The organism is Archangium violaceum (assembly GCF_016859125.1).
GTDB lineage: Bacteria > Myxococcota > Myxococcia > Myxococcales > Myxococcaceae > Archangium > Archangium violaceum_A.
In genome coordinates this window covers 3,886,898-3,902,500 of the sequence record NZ_CP069338.1, presented here as the reverse complement: position 1 = coordinate 3,902,500, position 15,603 = coordinate 3,886,898, and the positions used below count along the sequence as shown (strand labels likewise).

At 68.4% G+C, this 15,603-nt stretch carries 16 protein-coding genes and 1 pseudogene (1 of these 17 running past the window's edge); 8 read left to right on the top strand and 9 right to left on the bottom strand.

Going from position 1 to position 15,603, the window contains the following annotated elements; all coding sequences use genetic code 11:
- The 3 genes from JQX13_RS16855 to JQX13_RS16845 all read right to left on the bottom strand — a co-directional run.
- On the bottom strand, window positions 1–229 hold the start of the coding sequence (locus JQX13_RS16855; protein ID WP_203410028.1) for a YgaP family membrane protein. Its footprint begins 308 nt before the window's first position; only the first 229 of its 537 coding nucleotides appear in the window; it begins with the start codon at window positions 227–229; its stop codon lies beyond the left edge, outside the window.
- Between the two features lie 52 nt (window positions 230–281).
- The gene (locus JQX13_RS16850; protein WP_203410027.1) at window positions 282–470 is read right to left on the bottom strand and encodes a CsbD family protein; all 189 of its coding nucleotides are present in this window, start codon (window positions 468–470) and stop codon (window positions 282–284) included.
- Window positions 471–921: 451 nt separating this feature from the next.
- Entirely contained in the window at window positions 922–1,203 is a 282-nt protein-coding gene (locus JQX13_RS16845) for a hypothetical protein (RefSeq protein ID WP_203412661.1), read from the bottom strand.
- Between JQX13_RS16845 and JQX13_RS56315 the strand changes: the two are divergent.
- Window positions 1,136–1,432 (top strand): annotated as a pseudogene (locus JQX13_RS56315) (PQQ-dependent sugar dehydrogenase); the annotation flags it as partial. The gene JQX13_RS16845 and the pseudogene JQX13_RS56315 overlap by 68 nt on opposite strands.
- A gap of 122 nt (window positions 1,433–1,554) precedes the next feature.
- On the opposite strand, the gene JQX13_RS54130 reads toward JQX13_RS56315, so the two are convergent.
- Both JQX13_RS54130 and glnII read right to left on the bottom strand, forming a co-directional pair.
- Window positions 1,555–1,728 carry a hypothetical protein gene (locus tag JQX13_RS54130; RefSeq protein WP_239014791.1) on the bottom strand — a complete coding sequence of 58 codons (174 nt, stop codon included), beginning with the start codon at window positions 1,726–1,728 and terminating at the stop codon, window positions 1,555–1,557.
- 246 nt (window positions 1,729–1,974) lie between these two features.
- Window positions 1,975–2,991: a glutamine synthetase GlnII gene (glnII, locus tag JQX13_RS16835; RefSeq protein WP_203410025.1), complete on the bottom strand. Its 1,017-nt coding sequence runs from the start codon at window positions 2,989–2,991 to the stop codon at window positions 1,975–1,977.
- Window positions 2,992–3,493: 502 nt separating this feature from the next.
- On the opposite strand from glnII, the gene JQX13_RS16830 reads away from it, so the two are divergent.
- Complete coding sequence (locus JQX13_RS16830) at window positions 3,494–5,041, top strand: sigma-54 interaction domain-containing protein (RefSeq protein ID WP_203410024.1); 1,548 nt, start codon at window positions 3,494–3,496, stop codon at window positions 5,039–5,041.
- A gap of 47 nt (window positions 5,042–5,088) precedes the next feature.
- On the opposite strand, the gene JQX13_RS16825 is transcribed toward JQX13_RS16830, so the two are convergent.
- Window positions 5,089–5,799 (bottom strand): SPFH domain-containing protein, encoded by a 711-nt coding sequence (locus JQX13_RS16825; RefSeq protein ID WP_203410023.1) that lies wholly within the window; start codon window positions 5,797–5,799, stop codon window positions 5,089–5,091.
- A 98-nt stretch (window positions 5,800–5,897) separates the two neighbouring features.
- On the opposite strand from JQX13_RS16825, the gene JQX13_RS16820 reads away from it, so the two are divergent.
- Entirely contained in the window at window positions 5,898–6,869 is a 972-nt protein-coding gene (locus JQX13_RS16820; protein WP_203410022.1) for a hypothetical protein, read from the top strand.
- A 39-nt stretch (window positions 6,870–6,908) separates the two neighbouring features.
- Here JQX13_RS16820 and def read toward each other — a convergent pair whose 3' ends face one another.
- On the bottom strand, window positions 6,909–7,433 hold the full coding sequence (gene def, locus JQX13_RS16815; RefSeq protein WP_203410021.1) for a peptide deformylase: 525 nt from the start codon (window positions 7,431–7,433) through the stop codon (window positions 6,909–6,911).
- A gap of 131 nt (window positions 7,434–7,564) precedes the next feature.
- Between def and JQX13_RS16810 the strand changes: the two genes are divergently transcribed.
- The 3 genes from JQX13_RS16810 to JQX13_RS16800 all read left to right on the top strand — a co-directional run bounded on the left by JQX13_RS16810 (window position 7,565) and on the right by JQX13_RS16800 (window position 10,219).
- Window positions 7,565–8,047, top strand: coding sequence for a nuclear transport factor 2 family protein (locus JQX13_RS16810; RefSeq protein ID WP_203410020.1), 483 nt, complete (start codon window positions 7,565–7,567; stop codon window positions 8,045–8,047).
- 171 nt (window positions 8,048–8,218) lie between these two features.
- Window positions 8,219–9,376, top strand: coding sequence for a tyrosinase family protein (locus JQX13_RS16805; RefSeq protein WP_203410019.1), 1,158 nt, complete (start codon window positions 8,219–8,221; stop codon window positions 9,374–9,376).
- Between the two features lie 138 nt (window positions 9,377–9,514).
- Complete coding sequence (locus tag JQX13_RS16800; protein ID WP_203410018.1) at window positions 9,515–10,219, top strand: hemerythrin domain-containing protein; 705 nt, start codon at window positions 9,515–9,517, stop codon at window positions 10,217–10,219.
- A 47-nt stretch (window positions 10,220–10,266) separates the two neighbouring features.
- Here the strand turns inward: JQX13_RS16800 and JQX13_RS16795 are convergent, their stop codons facing one another.
- Together JQX13_RS16795 and JQX13_RS16790 are read right to left on the bottom strand one after the other, a co-directional pair.
- Window positions 10,267–10,884, bottom strand: a complete 618-nt coding sequence (locus JQX13_RS16795) for a TIGR02265 family protein (protein WP_203410017.1) — start codon at window positions 10,882–10,884, stop codon at window positions 10,267–10,269.
- A gap of 252 nt (window positions 10,885–11,136) precedes the next feature.
- Window positions 11,137–11,760, bottom strand: a complete 624-nt coding sequence (locus tag JQX13_RS16790; RefSeq protein ID WP_203410016.1) for a DUF2378 family protein — start codon at window positions 11,758–11,760, stop codon at window positions 11,137–11,139.
- Window positions 11,761–12,108: 348 nt separating this feature from the next.
- Here JQX13_RS16790 and JQX13_RS16785 point away from each other — a divergent pair, with 348 nt between their 5' ends.
- Complete coding sequence (locus tag JQX13_RS16785; RefSeq protein ID WP_203410015.1) at window positions 12,109–13,935, top strand: sigma 54-interacting transcriptional regulator; 1,827 nt, start codon at window positions 12,109–12,111, stop codon at window positions 13,933–13,935.
- Window positions 13,936–14,136: 201 nt separating this feature from the next.
- Complete coding sequence (locus JQX13_RS16780) at window positions 14,137–15,558, top strand: hypothetical protein (protein WP_203410014.1); 1,422 nt, start codon at window positions 14,137–14,139, stop codon at window positions 15,556–15,558.
- Window positions 15,559–15,603 lie beyond the last annotated feature (45 nt).

The following is a 15,603-nucleotide window of genomic DNA, read 5'->3' as shown; positions in this document are numbered from 1 at the left end:
CCTCCAATCGCAACTCCACCTCGTCCAACGGCCGGTCCTCGTACCCGGCGAGCCGCTCGCGCGTTTCCCTCAGGATTTCCTCGTTGGTCTTCTCCGGCCCATGACGGCGCACCCGCTCATGACGGGGCGTGAGGAGCTGCTCCAGCCTGGCGTCCATGCCGAACCTCCCTGCGACGTGCTCGTCCAGCCGGAAGGTGGTGCCTCGGGCGCTCCACGACAAACGGGCCACGGGGAGTCCCTCCCCGCAGCCCCCCGTGTGCCAGCCCAACCTTCCTCCGACGCTACGGCTCCCGCCGGCCCTTCACCTCGTCATCCGCGTCCTTGATGACACGCTTCACCTCCTCGACCTTTCCCTTCACCTCGCCCTTGCGCGTGTCCTTCTTTCCCTCGGCTTCCAGCTCGCGGTCACCCGTGGCCGTGCCCACCGACTCCTTCACCCGCCCCTTCAGCTTGTCCATCCACTCACCCATGGTGTCCCTCCTTGGTATCCAATCGCCGACACCCCAAAGGTGGTACCGCGAAACAGGACGAGCACCCCTCGAGCGCTCGTCCGCATGAGTGCCCAGCTTCCATCAGATACCACTCCAGGCGGATTCCACTCCCAAACCCATCCCTAGCCTCGCGCCTCATGCGCATGAGACTTCCTCGCGTTCCTCTCCTCCGGATCGCTCCTCTCTCCCTCCTCGTCCTTCCGCTCACCTGCTCGTCTGGCACCACCCCCCCTCGGTGCGCGACGTTCCTCCGGCCCCGGGTCAGGAGGCCCGCGTCCCCACTCCGCAGGTCCCTCCCCCCAGGCCCAGGTACGTGCCGTCTCCACCGAGAACAACCTCGTCCGCCCCGCCAAACGCGCATTCAGTGCCGAGTTCCTGAGCCAGCTCTCCATTCGCCCCGGCTTCAGCATCAACGTCTTCGCCCAGGGGCTCACCAACCCCCCGCGTCCTCGCCGTCCGCCCCGATGGCTCCGTCTATGTCACCGAGCACGAGGCCGGCCGCGTCACCCTCCTCCGCGATACCAACGGCGATGGGCTCACCGGACTCGGAGAGAAGGAGAACGGGGTGCACGGACTCGCGCCGCGCGGAGATCAGCTCTACCTCGTCACCGTCAAACAGCTCTACGTGGCCGACATCCGCTCCGATGGTTCGCTCGGCGAGCCGCGTGAGCTCATCGGCACCCGCCGACGGCGGCCAGCACAACAACCGCACCCTGGCCTTCGGCCCCGATTGCAGGCTCTACGTCTCCGTCGGCAGTACCTGCAACGCCTGCCCCGAATCCAACCCGGAGCATGCCACCCTCCTGCGCGTCGACCCGTCCACGGGCTCCCGCTCCGTCTTCGCCCGAGGTCTGCGCAACACCATCGGCTTCGCGTGGCACCCCACCACCGGACACCTCTGGGGCATGGACCACGACTCCGACTCCCGCGGCGATGACTTCCCCCCCGAGGAACTCGGCCTCATCCAGGAAGGCGCCGACTACGGCTCGCCATTCTGCGCCGGCAAACAGGAGGTCGATGCCTTCATCTCCGCAGAGCCCCCGGGCGAGCTGTCCCGCCCCGATTACCGCGCTCGCACCAGGCCCTCCACCCCCGAGTACCAGGGCCACTCGGCGCCCATGACGCTCACCTTCCCACCGGCTACAAGGTCGTGCGCGTCCGCTTCGATCAGCAGGGCCGCCCGCTCGGCTTCGCGGACTTCGTCTCCGGCTGGCTGCTCGACAACGGCCAGGCCCACTTCGGCCGGCTCGTCGGTACCGCCAGGGCCGTGGATGGCTCCCTACTCCGAGCGCCTCCAGGTGACCAGCGAGCGGAACGGGCCCAGCGCGCCGCACACTTGCGCGCTGGCCTGCGCTGGCGGCCCCCTGTGTCCACCAAGCCCGCTCCACTCCAAAAAAACGCGAGGCCCGACGGACGGGAGGCCCGACACCTCCCGCCCGACGGGCCTACGCCTCCTTACCCCAAGGAGTCCTCTACGACGGTCTCAGCCGCAGACCGTCTCAAGCATGATGCGGCAAACCTCGTACGGGTCGCAGTTGGCCGCCGGACGGCGGTCCTCGAAATAGCCGCGACCCTCATTCGCCGTGCCCAGCGGGATGCGGATGGACGAGCCACGGTCGCTGATGCCCCAGCGGAACACGTTGATCGGCGCCGTCTCGTGCAGACCCGTCAGGCGCTCCGTGTTGTGCGCGCCGTACACCTGGATGTGAGCCTCGTGCTTGTCGCGCAGCTTCTCGCAAGCCGCCTCGATGACCTTGATGCCGCCCGGCTCGCGCATCGCCTTCGTGCTGAAGTTCGTGTGGCAGCCCGTACCGTTCCAGTCACCCTTCACCGGCTTCGGGTGCAGCGTGGCGCTGATGCCGTACTCCTCGCCCATCCGGTACAGCAGCCAGCGCGCCAGCCACAGCTCGTCCGCCATCTCCAGCGGAGAGAGGGGGCCAATCTGGAACTCCCACTGCGCCGGCATCACCTCGGCGTTCGTGCCGCACAGCTTGATGCCCGCGCGCAGACACGCCTCCGCGTGAGCCTCCACCAGCTTGCGCCCGAACACCTCGTCACAGCCCACGCCACAGTAGTAGCCCCCCTGCGGCGCCGGGAAACCCTTGTCCGGCCAGCCCAGCGGACGGTTGCCCTCGAAGAGCGTGTACTCCTGCTCCATGCCGAACCACGCCTCCTCCGCGGCGCACTTCTCCGCCACCACGCGCAGCGGCGCCCGCGTGTTGCTCCAGTGCGGGCTGCCATCCGGATTCATCACCTCGCACAGCACCAGGATGTCCTTCGTCCCAGGCCGCAGCGGGTTCGGAAGGTGGCGCACCGGCCTCAGCATCAAATCGCTCTTCTTGCCCTCGGCCTGGTAGGTGCTCGAGCCATCGAAGCTCCAGTCAGGCAGCTCGGAGACGCTGCGGACCTCCCCATCCAACACCTTCATCTTGGAGCGCAGCTTCGCCGTCGGACGCTGCCCGTCCATCCAGATGTACTCCGCCATCACCTTGCCGCTCATTCTCCATGTCCTCCAAGCTGTCGGGAGCCCTTTCGGGCCTGTTGTCTCGGTGGCCCGCCTCGGGCCTGACGCAGAGACCCTTTTGCAGATGCGGTGCCAACGGGCCAAACCGCGGGGGGCTCGACGGAAACCCTCGAAATAGCTCGGGAGCGGACTCGCCCCGTCTCGGAGAGCCGTCCGGGACTCCGACAATTTCGTAGGAGAAGCGCGATGTTCCTACAATTTTGTCGGATTGAACTTCCGGCCCCGAGGGACGCGAGGGCCGCCCCCTCGCTCCCGGACCGCCCCGAGGCCCCCTCCGACCCCTTCGTTCGACCTGAATCCGACGCCGAATGCCTCTCCCCGGGCCGACTCCTCAACGATTCCTGGCCCGGCGGCCGCTCGGAGCCCGAGGGTTTCCGCTACAATTTCGTAGGAGTTCCGCGAGAAACCGACAAAAATGTAGGAACCTCTCCGGGTCCCCCCTGGACGGCACCCGGTTTCATGGGGAGAGCACTTTTCCATGGCGAAGCGGTTGGACGAGCAGACAGGCAAGCACCCCACCCTGGCGAGCCTCCTGGAGGTCAGCCAGGCCCTCGCCGGCGCCCAGGACTTGAGGGCCGCCCTCCATCGCGTCCTGGAGCGCCTCGAGCGCTACCATGGCGTCGTCCGCGGCGCCGTCACCCTCATGGACTCGGATTCCAAGGACCTCTACATCGAGGCCTCCATTGGCTTGAACGCCGAGGGCCGCACCGCCCGCTACAAGCTCGGCGAGGGCATCACCGGCCGCGTCGTCCAGAGCGGCAAGCCCATCGTCGTCCCCGAGGTCAGCCGCGAGCCCCTCTTCCTCCACCGCGCCTTCCTCGGCCGACGCAACAGCGGCCAGGAGCTCTCCTTCATCTGCGTCCCCATCCTCGTCCACCGCAAGACCGTGGGCGCCCTCGGCGTGGACCTGCGCTTCCGCAAGGACCGCGACTACGCCGAGGAGACCCGCCTCTTCGGCGTCATCGCCGCCATGATCGGCCAGGCCCTCTCCGCCCACCGGCTCCTCGAGGACGAACGCAAGAAGCTCCTCGAGGAGAACACCACCCTGCGCCAGGAGCTGCGCGAGCGCTACGACTTCTCCAACATCATCGGCACCTCCGGCCCCATGCGACAGGTGTACGAGCAGATCCACCAGGTCGCTCGCACCACCACCACCGTCCTCATCCGCGGCGAGTCCGGCACCGGCAAGGAGCTCATCGCCAACGCCATCCACTACAACTCCACCCGCGCCAAGAAGCCCTTCATCAAGGTCAACTGCGCCGCCCTCCCGGAGACCCTCATCGAGTCCGAGCTCTTCGGCTACGAGAAGGGCGCCTTCACCGGCGCCCAGTCCCGCAAGCGCGGACGCTTCGAGCTCGCCGAGGGCGGCACCCTCTTCCTGGATGAGATCGGTGAAATCAATCTCTCCACCCAGGTGAAGCTCCTGCGCGTCCTCCAGGAGCGTGAGTTCGAGCGCGTGGGCGGCACCGAGACACTCAAGGTCAACGTGCGCCTCATCGCCGCCACCAACAAGGACCTCGAGACCGCCATCTCCGAGAAGGCCTTCCGCGAGGACCTCTACTACCGCCTCAACGTCTTCACCCTCTTCATCCCACCCTTGCGCGAACGGAAGTCGGACCTGCTCCTGCTCGCAGACCACTTCGTCGCCAAGTACGCGCGCGAACACGGCAAGAACATCCGCCGCATCTCCACCCCCGCCATCGACATGCTCGTCAGCTACCACTGGCCCGGCAATGTCCGCGAGCTGGAGAACATCATCGAGCGCTCCGTCCTCGTCTGCGATGGCAACGCCATCCACGGCCACCACCTGCCCCCCACCCTCCAGACCGCCGAGGCCTCCGAAACCCACACCAATACCTCCCTCACCGACGCCGTCGAGCAGTTCGAGAAGGATTTGATCCTCGACGCCCTCAAGAGCACCCGCGGCAATCGCGCCAAGGCCGCTCGCCTCCTGCGCACCACCGAGCGCATCGTCAATTACAAGGTCTCCAAGTACGAGATCGATTGCTCCCGGTTCCGTGGGTGATCGCCCGGCCCGGGGACCTTCTTGGTCAACCCTCGGCCTTCATCCCCTCACCCCGTCCCCCTCCCGGAGGGAGCGGGGTGGTGGGGTTGATCGCGGTCCGCTCCTTCTGGCTCTCCGCTCGTCTCGAGCGCCAGGCGCGTCGCCCTCCCCGTCAACTTCAGGATTCCCCTCGCGTCCTGCTCGTTCGTTGGATCCAACTGGTCCAGCGGCGTCTGCTCCAGACGCCCCAATGACATCCGCTCCAGCTTGAAGCCCAACAGCTCGCTCCCCACCTCCATCATCACGTGGTCGATGAACAGGCTCCGGTCCGCCAACAACTCCTCGAAGTCGAACGTGCTCGCCGAGTTCGCCAACGCTCTCGCGAAGCGCTCCTCCAACAGCCCCTGCAACCCCTCCGGCTTGTTCGCCCTCGCGCTCCCCACCTCCCTCGCCACCCTCAACACCCCCTCCTCCTCCGGCTCCACCTTCACCCAGAGCGTCGCCCTCACGTCCACCCGGATTCCGTCCTGGCACGACAGGCCCTGCCTCCCCCTCCTCTCCACCACCACCTTCCTCACCGAGAGGTCCAACACCTCCGCCCTCTCCACCACCGGCAGCACCAGCGCGCTCCCGAAGCGCACCCGCGCTCTCCCCCTCCCCCGCTCGATGACCAGCGCCTCCCCGGGTCCCACCCGTCGGTAGCACCTCAGCAGCACCCCACCGCTCGCCGCGCAAACCGCGGCCACACCGGCCATCACCAGCAGGATGGAAGTTTCCATGTGTAACGGCTCCGGGGAACAGGGGAGCAAGACTCCATCACGCCCACGGCCTCGTGCGCCAGAGCCCTCGTCCCTACCTTGGTGTACCCTGGCGCACCATGCGCCCCATAGAGCTCTGCACCGCCGTCCTGGTCACTTCCGGCAACCGCGCCCTGCGTGAGCCCGCGAAGGTCCGATGGGAAGCCGTCGAGGAGCTCACGGGCCTCAGCCTCCGCCCCCACAGCCCCTTCGACTCTCGCGTGACGATGGTGGATGCCGGCGGCGAACACCTGTCCTTCGAGGAGTGGTTGGAGAACCGCCCCGCCTCCTCCGCCCGCCTGTGGGTCGCCCCCTTCCCCCAGGGAAGCGCTTTCGACACCGGCGGTCTCGGTTTCCTCCTCTACTCGGATGGTGAGCGCACCGAGCGCTTCGCCGCGCGCGAAGTCCGGCCCCCCCTCTACGACATCTCCGGTCCCCAGCTCCTCGCGTTCATCCAGGGCCGCCAGGCCGCCTCCGCCCTCACCGAGGTGCTCGCTCGCGAGCTCGACGTCCCCGTCGAGGCACTCGCCCGCTACCTCGGCGCCCGCTCGCCCGACGAGATGCAGCACGTCATCCAGCGCTTCCTGTCCGTCGGTGCCGAGCTCGAATCCTCCTCCGCCGACGAGAGCTGGAACGCCTTCTTCACCCCCGCCGACAGCGCCCCCAGCCCGTCCTTCGAGTTCCTCTACGTCGGGACCGGCTCCGAGGAGGACCTCGAGCGCGAGCTGGATGCCGCTCGCGTCTCCCTCGCCCAGGCACTCGAGGCCGTGCTGGACTTCACCCGACAGCAGGGGCTGCGCTCCTGGAGCAAACACTTCCGCCGCGCCCTGCTCCGCCTCTCCCTCGAGCCCCAGCCCCTCGAGGACTTCGTCGAGCTGCTCCTGCTCAACTCCCTCCCCACCCCCGCCATCCAGCTCGCCCTGTGCGCCGCCTCCTGCGAGGTGTCCGGCGGCACGGGCTCGTGGAGCTCGCTCCACCTCGCCCTCTCCAACAGGCTCCGGGCCTCCATGAAGACCGCCCTGCGCGTCAGCCTCAACCGCTCCGCCCTCTGAGCCGGACGCGCTCCCCGCAGGACCGTCAACCGCCGACCGCTACTCCTTGTCCTTGTCCTTGTCCTTGTGGCGCTTCATCGCCTTCTGGAGCTTCTTCATCTTCTCCAGGATGAGGCTGCGCTTCAGGTTGGACAGGTGGTCCACGAAGACGTGCCCGTCCAGGTGGTCGATCTCGTGCTGCAGCACGTGCGCCAGCCGCCCCTCCACCTCCAGCTCGTGCCACTCGCCCGCTCGGTCCTGGTACTTCACCTTCACCTTGTGGAACCGCGGCGTCCTCTCGTACTGGTCCGGCACCGACAGGCAGCCCTCCTCCAAGGTCACCGGCCCCGACTTCTCCAGAATCCGCGGGTTGATGATCTCGAAGAACGTCCCGTCCTCCCTCCCCACCCATGAGCACCGCAACGGCACCCCGACCTGGTTCGCCGCGATCCCAATCCCCTCCGCCTCCTTCATCGCGTCGAACATCTCCTCCAGCAGCTTCGTGAGGTTCTCCCCGAAGTCCGTCACCGGCTTCGTCGGTGTGCTCAGGACCTTGTTCGGCCAGATGACGATGTCGCGAGCCATACGGTGTCTCTTCTCCCTGCGTTGTCGCGCGTGAAGCGCCCCTTCTACACCGGGCACGCCCTCGTGTGACTTCCCAGTCCTCTTCTTGTTTCCGCCCAGACTCCCCGTACGGCTTGATACACCCCACCCCCATGCACCCCAACGCCCAGCTCATCACCGACTTCTACTCGGCCTTCCAGCGCCGCGACGCCCAGGCCATGGCCTCCTTCTACCTCCCCGATGCCGAGTTCTCCGACGCCGCCTTCGTCGGCCTCCGCGGCCCCCAGGTCACCTCCATGTGGCTCATGCTCTGCGAGCGCGGCAAGGACCTCGACATCTCCTTCCGCGACGTCCAGGCCGATGACCGCTCCGGCCGCGCCCACTGGGACGCCCGCTACACCTTCAGCGGCACCGGCAGGAAGGTCCTCAATCGCATCGACGCCGAGTTCGAATTCAAGGACGGGAAGATCCTCCGCCACACCGACCACTTCGACTTCTGGGCCTGGTCCCGACAGTCCCTCGGACCCGTCGGCCTGTTGCTCGGGTGGTCTCCCTTCCTGCGCAACAAGGTTCAGGCACAGGCCCGCGCTTCGCTCGACAAGTACATGCGGGAACGGGGGCTCTCCGGAGCCTGAGTGGGATACGCGACCCGCATACCCTCACCCCAACCCTCTCCCGGAGGGAGAGGGGGCTTATCCTCGTTCAGTGGTTGATGATTCGAAACCGCGAGGGCTCTCGCTCCGTGAGAGGCGCTTTCCAATCCCTCCTCGGGCTCGTAATAGGTTTCCCCTCGAAGGGGGGAAATCTTGCTTTCACCTGATACGTGCCGTCACGCCGTCCTGGCCCTCGCCGTCGTTTCCCTGTCGTTCCTCGCCGGCTGCGGCTCCGAACCGCTCGAGGCGCGGCAGCTGACATCTACCCAACAGGCTCTCACCGAGGAGAGGGGCCGCCACCACCCCTTCCTCCGCGTGCGCCGCGACGTCCGCACCCTGACTCCCAGGGAGCGCAAGGAGTACGTCCAGGCCGTCCTGAAGTTGAAGAAGGTGCCCTCGCCGTACACCCCCGGCCTCAGCTACTACGACCAGTTCGTCGCCTGGCATCGCTCCCTCTATGTCTGCGATCCCAGCCAGCCGCCCGGCGCCATGCCCATGCCCCACGGCGGCCCGCTCTTCCTTCCCTGGCACCGCCAGTACCTGCTGCTCTTCGAGAAAGCCCTGCGCCAGGTCAGTGGCAACAAGCACCTCACCGTCCCCTACTGGGATTGGACCCGCCCCGAGAGCACCGCCGCCGTCTTCCGCGATGACTTCATGGGCGGCGATGGGGACCCCAACGACGGCTACGTCGTCCACTCCGGCCCCTTCCGCAAGGGCCAGTGGCCCCTCACCATCCACCCGCTCGGCTTCAACGAGCAGCCCTCCCGCTCGTCCTGGCTCGTGCGCGGCTTCGGCACCCTCCCCGGCGCCGACCTCCCCTCCCCCGAGGACGTCCAGGCCTCCCTCTCCGTCCCGCTCTATGACGTGGCGCCCTTCGACACCACCAGCGACTCCACCCTCAGCTTCCGCAACAACATCGAGGGCTTCCGCGACAGTCCCGGCCAGGTCACCATGGTGTGCGCCCCGGATGGGTTCATGACCCTCATCCCCCTCAACCCGCCCAAGCTGCACAACTCCGTGCACGGCTGGGTCGGTGGGCTCCTCGGCTTCACCCCCGATGGGCGCTTCATCTTCGGCACCATGGGCATCTCCACCTCGCCCAATGATCCCGTGTTCTTCCTCCACCACGCCAACGTGGACCGCATCTGGGCCCGGTGGCAGCGCCTCCACGGCATCCCCTCCTACCTCCCCGTCTCCGGCCAACCCGGCAACAACATCGACGACATGCTCATGCCCTTCCACGAGGCGGGCCTCATGGTCACCCCCGCCGACCTGGAGGACACCGCCGCGCTCGGCTACCGCTACGAGTGAGCCTCCCGTCGAGCCTCCCCGGAGGGTGAGGGGCCTGCCCGCCCTCCCTCCGGCCCGCCCCCGTCCCAGGTCCACTTCGCCCGGGCATGAAGCGCGTGGCATCGCCACCCTATCGAGCAACAGAAAGGAGGGCGTTCAATGGATGCCATTGCGCTCTTGAAGGCAGACCACAAGACGGTGGAGACGCTCTTCCGCAAGTTCGAGCAGGCGGGCCGCAACGCGCGGAAGCTCAAGCGCAAGCTCGTGGACCAGATGGTGCGCGAGCTCGCCATCCACGCGGTCATCGAGGAGCAGATCCTCTATCCCTCCGTGCGCGCCAGGGCCAGGGCGCTCGAGGACGATGTGCTCGAGGCACTCGAGGAGCACCACGTGGTGAAGTGGCTGCTCAAGGAGCTGGAGGACCTGCCACCCGAGGCCGAGCGCTTCGACGCCAAGGTGAAGGTGCTCATGGAGAACGTCCGCACCCACGTCACCGAGGAGGAGAACGGGCTCTTTCCCCAGGTGCGCAAGGCCTTCAGTCCCCAGGAGCTCCGGGACATGGCCGAGGCGCTGACGCTCGCGAAGCGGGCCTCGCCCACCCGGCCCCATCCGCGCGCGCCGGATACGCCGCCCGGCAACCTCGTGGCCGGCGCCGTGTCGGCCGTGCTCGACATGGGCAAGGACGCGGTACGTGCCGCTCGCCGCAAGGCCGAGGGGCTGTCACCCCAGCCCGCCCCACGCGCCGGCAAGCGCAGCACTCCCAGGACCCAGAGCAAGACGCGCACCCGCGAGGAACGCGACGCCCAGCAGCGGGGCAACGGCTCCGCGCAGGAGATGGCTTCCGAGTCCTCCTATCTGATGTGACCCGGACAGGAAACCGCGGGGCCTTCGACGGACAGAGGGCGGGCCGCCTACTCCCAGGAGAACGCGAGCCCTCCCTCCAACCCATCCACCCACGCCCGCCTCACCTTCACCTGCCGCACGCCCATCGAGCGCAGCAGCTGCTCGAACGAGGCCTCGTGGCACTCGGCGGGCAGGAAGTCCCCCCGGCGCACCACGTAACCACTGCGTGCCCCCGTCCACTCCACCCTCAGGGAACCGAAGCCCAGCGTCTGCCGGTAGATTTCCGGAGCGGACTCCACCATCCGCCGCGGATTGCCGAATGCCAGCACCTTCGCCGCACGCCCCACCGGTGATGCCAGGAAGTCCAACGTCGCCCGCCGCCCCAGCTCCCTCAGCACCCCATCCCCTCCTCCAAACGCGGGCGCCAGCAGCTCCGCCGCGAAGGAGTACATCCTCAGCAGCGAGTGCGCGGGATAGCTGAAGAAGTCGACGAACTTCTCCTCTCCCCCCACCTCCAGGCAGCGCCGCACCGCCGTCTCGCCCTGCAGCGAGCGCACCGCCTCCAGCGCCCCGGTGAAGTTCAGTCCACGCACCGTGTGCCGCGGTCTGGCGCGGGACATCCGCCACACCAGATCCTGCGCCCAATCACCCGGGGGTTCCATCGACCGCACCGCCAGACCTTCCATGGGTCGACTCCTAGTGGCCACGAGGAGATCGCGCTGAATCATGTCACCGCGACCGGCATGTCCGAACTGCATCCCCCATGCCGCCAGGAGGGTTTCACGCCCGTTCCGTCCGCGGGTTCACACTTCGTTCCAGACCCGAGACCTTCCGGCCCTTGCTCCGTCCGGTGCTCAACACCGCTCGACAGCCGACCGGGGAGCGCGGGCGCAAACCCTGCGCGGTCCCGCTCCACCCCCACGCGCAAACCCTGCGCGTCACGACCAGGAGATGACGTACTCGCTGACGAGCATGTCCACCCGCGAGCCGCGTACCTCCACCTCGCGGGCCTTCATGGCCTCGAGCGTGGCCAACAACACGCCCTCGTGGAAGGCGCACGGCATGAAGTCGCGCCGCATGAGAATGCGGCCCCGTGAGGGCCCCTCCCACGTCACCGTGCGCTCCCCATGATTCACCGCCGCCCGGTAGGCCGCGGGCAGATTGCCCACCAACCACCGCGCCTCCCCCTTCGACAGCAGCATCAGCGCCTTGCCCGTCGCGGACTTCAGCATGTCCGCCGTGGCCCGCCGCCCCAGGTGCCGCAGCGCCTCCGTCCAGCCTCCACACCGCGGCGCCAGCACCCGTGCCGCCGCGTCGGTCACCTTGAGGAAGTCGCTGACCGGGTAGTTGAAGAACTCCACGAAGCGCGGCTCGCTCCCCGCCTCCACGCAGTGGCGCACCGCGTCCTCGCCCGCCAACGCCCGCACCGCCTCCAGCGTCCCGAGGAAGAACAGACCCCGCACGGTGTCCGTCGGCTGCGTCAGCTCCAACCGCCGCGCCAGGTCCTCGCGCGAATCCTGCGCATCCTGGTCCACCCGGACTCCACAGCCATTCGTGCTCATGGCTCCGTCCCTTCCTCCCAACCACACCGGACAGCAATGGACCCGTGCACCCTCGACACGGCGCACGCTCCAGACACCGCGACCCTCGCGGCCGCCCCGCTTCCCGCCGGACGCCACTCAGACTCGGAGTGCGTGTTCCCACACACTGACATCACCCTCATGGGAGCTCCGCCATGGGTACGCGTACACTGACTTGCGTTGAACGGATGGATTCGCAGCGTGCCCCGTCGCCCCTCGGCCCGGCAACCCCTCTTCCCTCCTACCGCCCCCCCTGGACGAAAATGCTTTCTCCTGATTTCTCTGTAATTCCAACCAGGCTTCAGAGTTGACGCGGAAGTGCAACAGACGATGACGGCCCCGAGTGAAATCCCCTCCCTGCCGCGCAGTGAACGCAAGCCCCTGTACGTCCAGGTGGTCACCCAGCCCGCCCTTCATGGGTGCTGGGCCGTCAACATCAGTGAGTCGGGCATCGGGTTGATCGCCACGCCGAAGGGGCCCAGGGAGGGGCCGCGAGAGGGCGAGGAGTTGGAGATGGCCTTCACGCTGCCGGACTCGCGCGCGCGCATCCGCGTGCGGGGCGTGGTGCGCTGGAGGCATGATCCGGCCGAGCGGGACGAGGGCGCGGTGACGACGGCCCTGGGCGTGAGCTTCCAGTCCTTCGAGGGCTCGGACGGGGTGACGCTCAAGCGCTACCTGTTGGACCATCAGCTGTACGTGGCGGTGGTGCACGCGGAGGAGTCGGAGCTGCGGGGCCTGCGCGAGGCGCTGGAGAGCCACGTGCGGCTGCGCTTCGTGAAGTCCGCCGAGGACGTGGACACGCTGCTGGGGCGAGGGGACATCAGCGCGCTGCTGGTATGTGGACGGGACGAGGCACGGGCCATCGCGCTGGTGGAGCGGCTGGCCTCGCGGCGCGCGGAGGCGGACCCCTCCGGCGCGGGGCCGGCCAGTGATTTGTCGCCCCGCATCCTTTATTGCGCTCCGGCGGTGCCCTCGCGGCTGGTGGAGCTGTTCAACCAGGGGAAGATCTTCCGGGCGCTCACCCCGCCCTTCGAGCCGGTGGCGCTGCGCCAGGCCGTGCTCCAGGCCAGCCGCGAGCTGGGCCTGCGCACCGAGCAGCGGCGGGCGGCACTGGAGCTGGAGCGCAACCTGCTGCGCGAGCGGGCACGCGAGGCCCCGCGGCTGGCGCCCGGAGCCAACGTGGCCGACGAGCCCGGCTTCCGCAGCCGCGTCATGCGGCAGGTGCTGGAGATGGTCCGCGTGGCCGCCCCCCACCGCGTGGCCGTGCTGCTGCAGGGCGAGACGGGCACCGGCAAGGAGGTGCTCGCCCGCGTCATCCACCGGCTGAGCGGGCGCAGCAACCAACCCCTCGTCGTGCAGGACTGCGGCGCGCTCACCGAGACACTGCTGGAGAGCGAGCTCTTCGGCCACGTGAAGGGAGCCTTCACCGGCGCGGTGGCGGACCACCCCGGCCTCTTCGTGCTCGCCGACGGGGGCACCATCTTCCTGGACGAAATCGAGAACACCACCCCCAACCTCCAGTCCAAACTGCTGCGCGTGCTGGAGAGCGGAGACGTGCGGCCGGTGGGCGGCACGCAGATACGCCGCGTGGACGTGCGCATCATCGCCGCCAGCAACCGCGACCTGTCCGAGGAGGTCCGCGCCGGGCGCTTCCGCAGCGACCTCTTCTACCGGCTCAACAGCTTCACCATCGACCTGCCACCGTTGCGCGAGCGCCCCGAGGATGTCCTCGACCTGGCGCGCTACTTCCTCGCCCACTTCAACCGCACCCTGCGGCGCACGGCCCTTGGGCTGTCGGCCGAGGCCGAGCAACTCCTGCTCGCGGCGAGGTGGCCCGGCAACGTGCGAGAGCTGCGCAACTGCATGGAGCGCGCCGTGCTGCTGTGTGGGGATGGCGAGCTGGTGACGCGGCGGCACCTGCCTCCCGCGCTCGTGGGCAGCGTGGACGGCATGCGGCAACAGGCGCGGATGACGGGCCTGGGTTCGGGTTCGGGCTCGCTTCGCGAGCGGCTGGAGCAGATGGAGAAGGAGATCATCCGCGAGGCGCTCGAGCGTCACGGAGGCGTGGTGCGGCGCGCGGCCGCGGCGCTGGAGATGGACCCGGTGACGCTCGGCCGCCGGGTGCGTCGTCACGGGCTGCTCACCCGGGAGTCGTGAGCGCCCGGCGCCCCCGGCGTCCCTGTCTTGTCGGTGTCCCAGTCTTGTCATCCAGTCTTGTCATTGTGTCAGACGCGCCTCGCGGACCCGCGTCAGGAGGGACGGGTGGACCGAGCGCGGGCCCTGGCGCTCCGAGTGCGCCCATGGGGCACGGGCCCTGCATCGGGCGCGGGCATGAGACACAGAAGGCTCGCCATCTGGATGGCATTGCTGCTTTTGGGTGCGTGTACCGCTCGCCGTGACGCCACTCGGACTCCTGCTCCGGCACGAGCGTCCGCCATCACCGTTCGGGTCCAGCACGCCGCCGGTACGGCGGACACCTGGAGCCTCACCTACGAGCTCCCCACCCCCTCACACGCCGTGCGCTTCACCCGCCCGGGTCATGGGTACCGACAGTCCCACTGGCGGGTGCTCGAGCCCGCTGGAGTCTCCATCGAGCGCCAGGGCGATGAGGACGTCCTCACGGCGCCAGAGGGCTCGTCCCTCCGTACCCTGCGGCTCGAGGTGTCCACCTACGCGGTCAAGCCCGAGAAGGATTACCAGGTCTTCATCCCGTACTCGGATGGCTCGGTCCTGCTCTACACGGGCGTGCTGGGGCTCACGTCCGGTGAGGCGGAGCCTCCTCCCCTGCTCGTCTTCCTGACGCCCCGCCCGGGAGAGCGGGTCGTCGTCGCCGGACAGAGCAGCGCGCACGAAGTCCGCTGGGAGGGTTCCCCTCAGGGCACCTATGCCTATTTCGGCTCGGGCCCGGCGGTCCAGGACGGGGTGACGGCCGTGGTGGACCCGGGAATGCCCCGGCCGCTTCACGAGCACATCGAGCGCCTGCTCCCGCGCCTCTTCGCGCTGTACACCGCGCGCACCGGCACTCCGCTCACCTTCGAGCCCGCCCTGTTCATCAGCTTCGGCCCGTCTCCCAACCCCGGGAGCATCGACATGAGCGGGGGGACGCTCCCAGGGCTCGTCCAGCTCGACATCCGGCTCGGCGCCAACCGTCTGGCCGAGGCGGATCCGGAGGTGACCACGCGCGTGTCCGAGCTCGTGGCGCACGAGGCCGCTCACCTCTGGAACGGGGAGCTGGCCGTCCACGAGGTCGCCGGCGGAGACTGGATGCACGAGGGCGGCGCCGAGGCCTTCGCCCTGCGTGCGCTCGCGGACCTGGGCACCCTCCCCGTGGAGCATGTCCGCACGCGCCTCTCCCGTGCCGTGTCCGAGTGCCTCTCCAAGCTCGAGGGGGCGCCCCTTCGGGAGTCCTCCCGGCCCGGCAAGTACACGAACTACTACCGGTGTGGATTGCTCATCTCCGCCATCGCCGAGGCCTCCGCACGGCAGGCCCGCCCGAAAGCGGACATCTTCTCCCTGTGGGGACGGCTGCTCCGCGACGTCGGTCCTCGGGGGCACTACGACGAGGCGAGCCTGTATGCCGCGTTCGCTTCAGAAGGTGTTTCTCCCCGTACCCTCGCCGTCATCCGGCGGCTGGTGGACGGACCCAATTCGGACGCAGAGTCCCAGGTCCTCGCGGAGCTGCGGCTCCTCGGATTCGAGCCTCAGGCCTGCGACGGGAAGTCCTCGCGCCACCGCGCTCCCTGCTGGCGTGTCGCGCTCGTGCCCTTCCTCTCACAGTGAGGAACACGGGAAGGACATACCCTCACCCTCGCCCTCTCCCAGGGG

What these genes read in the sequence shown, in the direction of transcription:
- JQX13_RS16850 (WP_203410027.1), bottom strand. Translation starts at nt 470, where the DNA reads ATGGGTGAGTGGATGGACAAGCTGAAGGGGCGGGTGAAGGAGTCGGTG.
- glnII (WP_203410025.1), bottom strand. Translation starts at nt 2,991, where the DNA reads ATGAGCGGCAAGGTGATGGCGGAGTACATCTGGATGGACGGGCAGCGT.
- JQX13_RS16830 (WP_203410024.1), top strand. Translation starts at nt 3,494, where the DNA reads ATGGCGAAGCGGTTGGACGAGCAGACAGGCAAGCACCCCACCCTGGCG.
- JQX13_RS16825 (WP_203410023.1), bottom strand. Translation starts at nt 5,799, where the DNA reads ATGGAAACTTCCATCCTGCTGGTGATGGCCGGTGTGGCCGCGGTTTGC.
- JQX13_RS16820 (WP_203410022.1), top strand. Translation starts at nt 5,898, where the DNA reads ATGCGCCCCATAGAGCTCTGCACCGCCGTCCTGGTCACTTCCGGCAAC.
- def (WP_203410021.1), bottom strand. Translation starts at nt 7,433, where the DNA reads ATGGCTCGCGACATCGTCATCTGGCCGAACAAGGTCCTGAGCACACCG.
- JQX13_RS16810 (WP_203410020.1), top strand. Translation starts at nt 7,565, where the DNA reads ATGCACCCCAACGCCCAGCTCATCACCGACTTCTACTCGGCCTTCCAG.
- JQX13_RS16800 (WP_203410018.1), top strand. Translation starts at nt 9,515, where the DNA reads ATGGATGCCATTGCGCTCTTGAAGGCAGACCACAAGACGGTGGAGACG.
- JQX13_RS16795 (WP_203410017.1), bottom strand. Translation starts at nt 10,884, where the DNA reads ATGGAAGGTCTGGCGGTGCGGTCGATGGAACCCCCGGGTGATTGGGCG.
- JQX13_RS16790 (WP_203410016.1), bottom strand. Translation starts at nt 11,760, where the DNA reads ATGAGCACGAATGGCTGTGGAGTCCGGGTGGACCAGGATGCGCAGGAT.
- JQX13_RS16785 (WP_203410015.1), top strand. Translation starts at nt 12,109, where the DNA reads ATGACGGCCCCGAGTGAAATCCCCTCCCTGCCGCGCAGTGAACGCAAG.
- JQX13_RS16780 (WP_203410014.1), top strand. Translation starts at nt 14,137, where the DNA reads ATGGCATTGCTGCTTTTGGGTGCGTGTACCGCTCGCCGTGACGCCACT.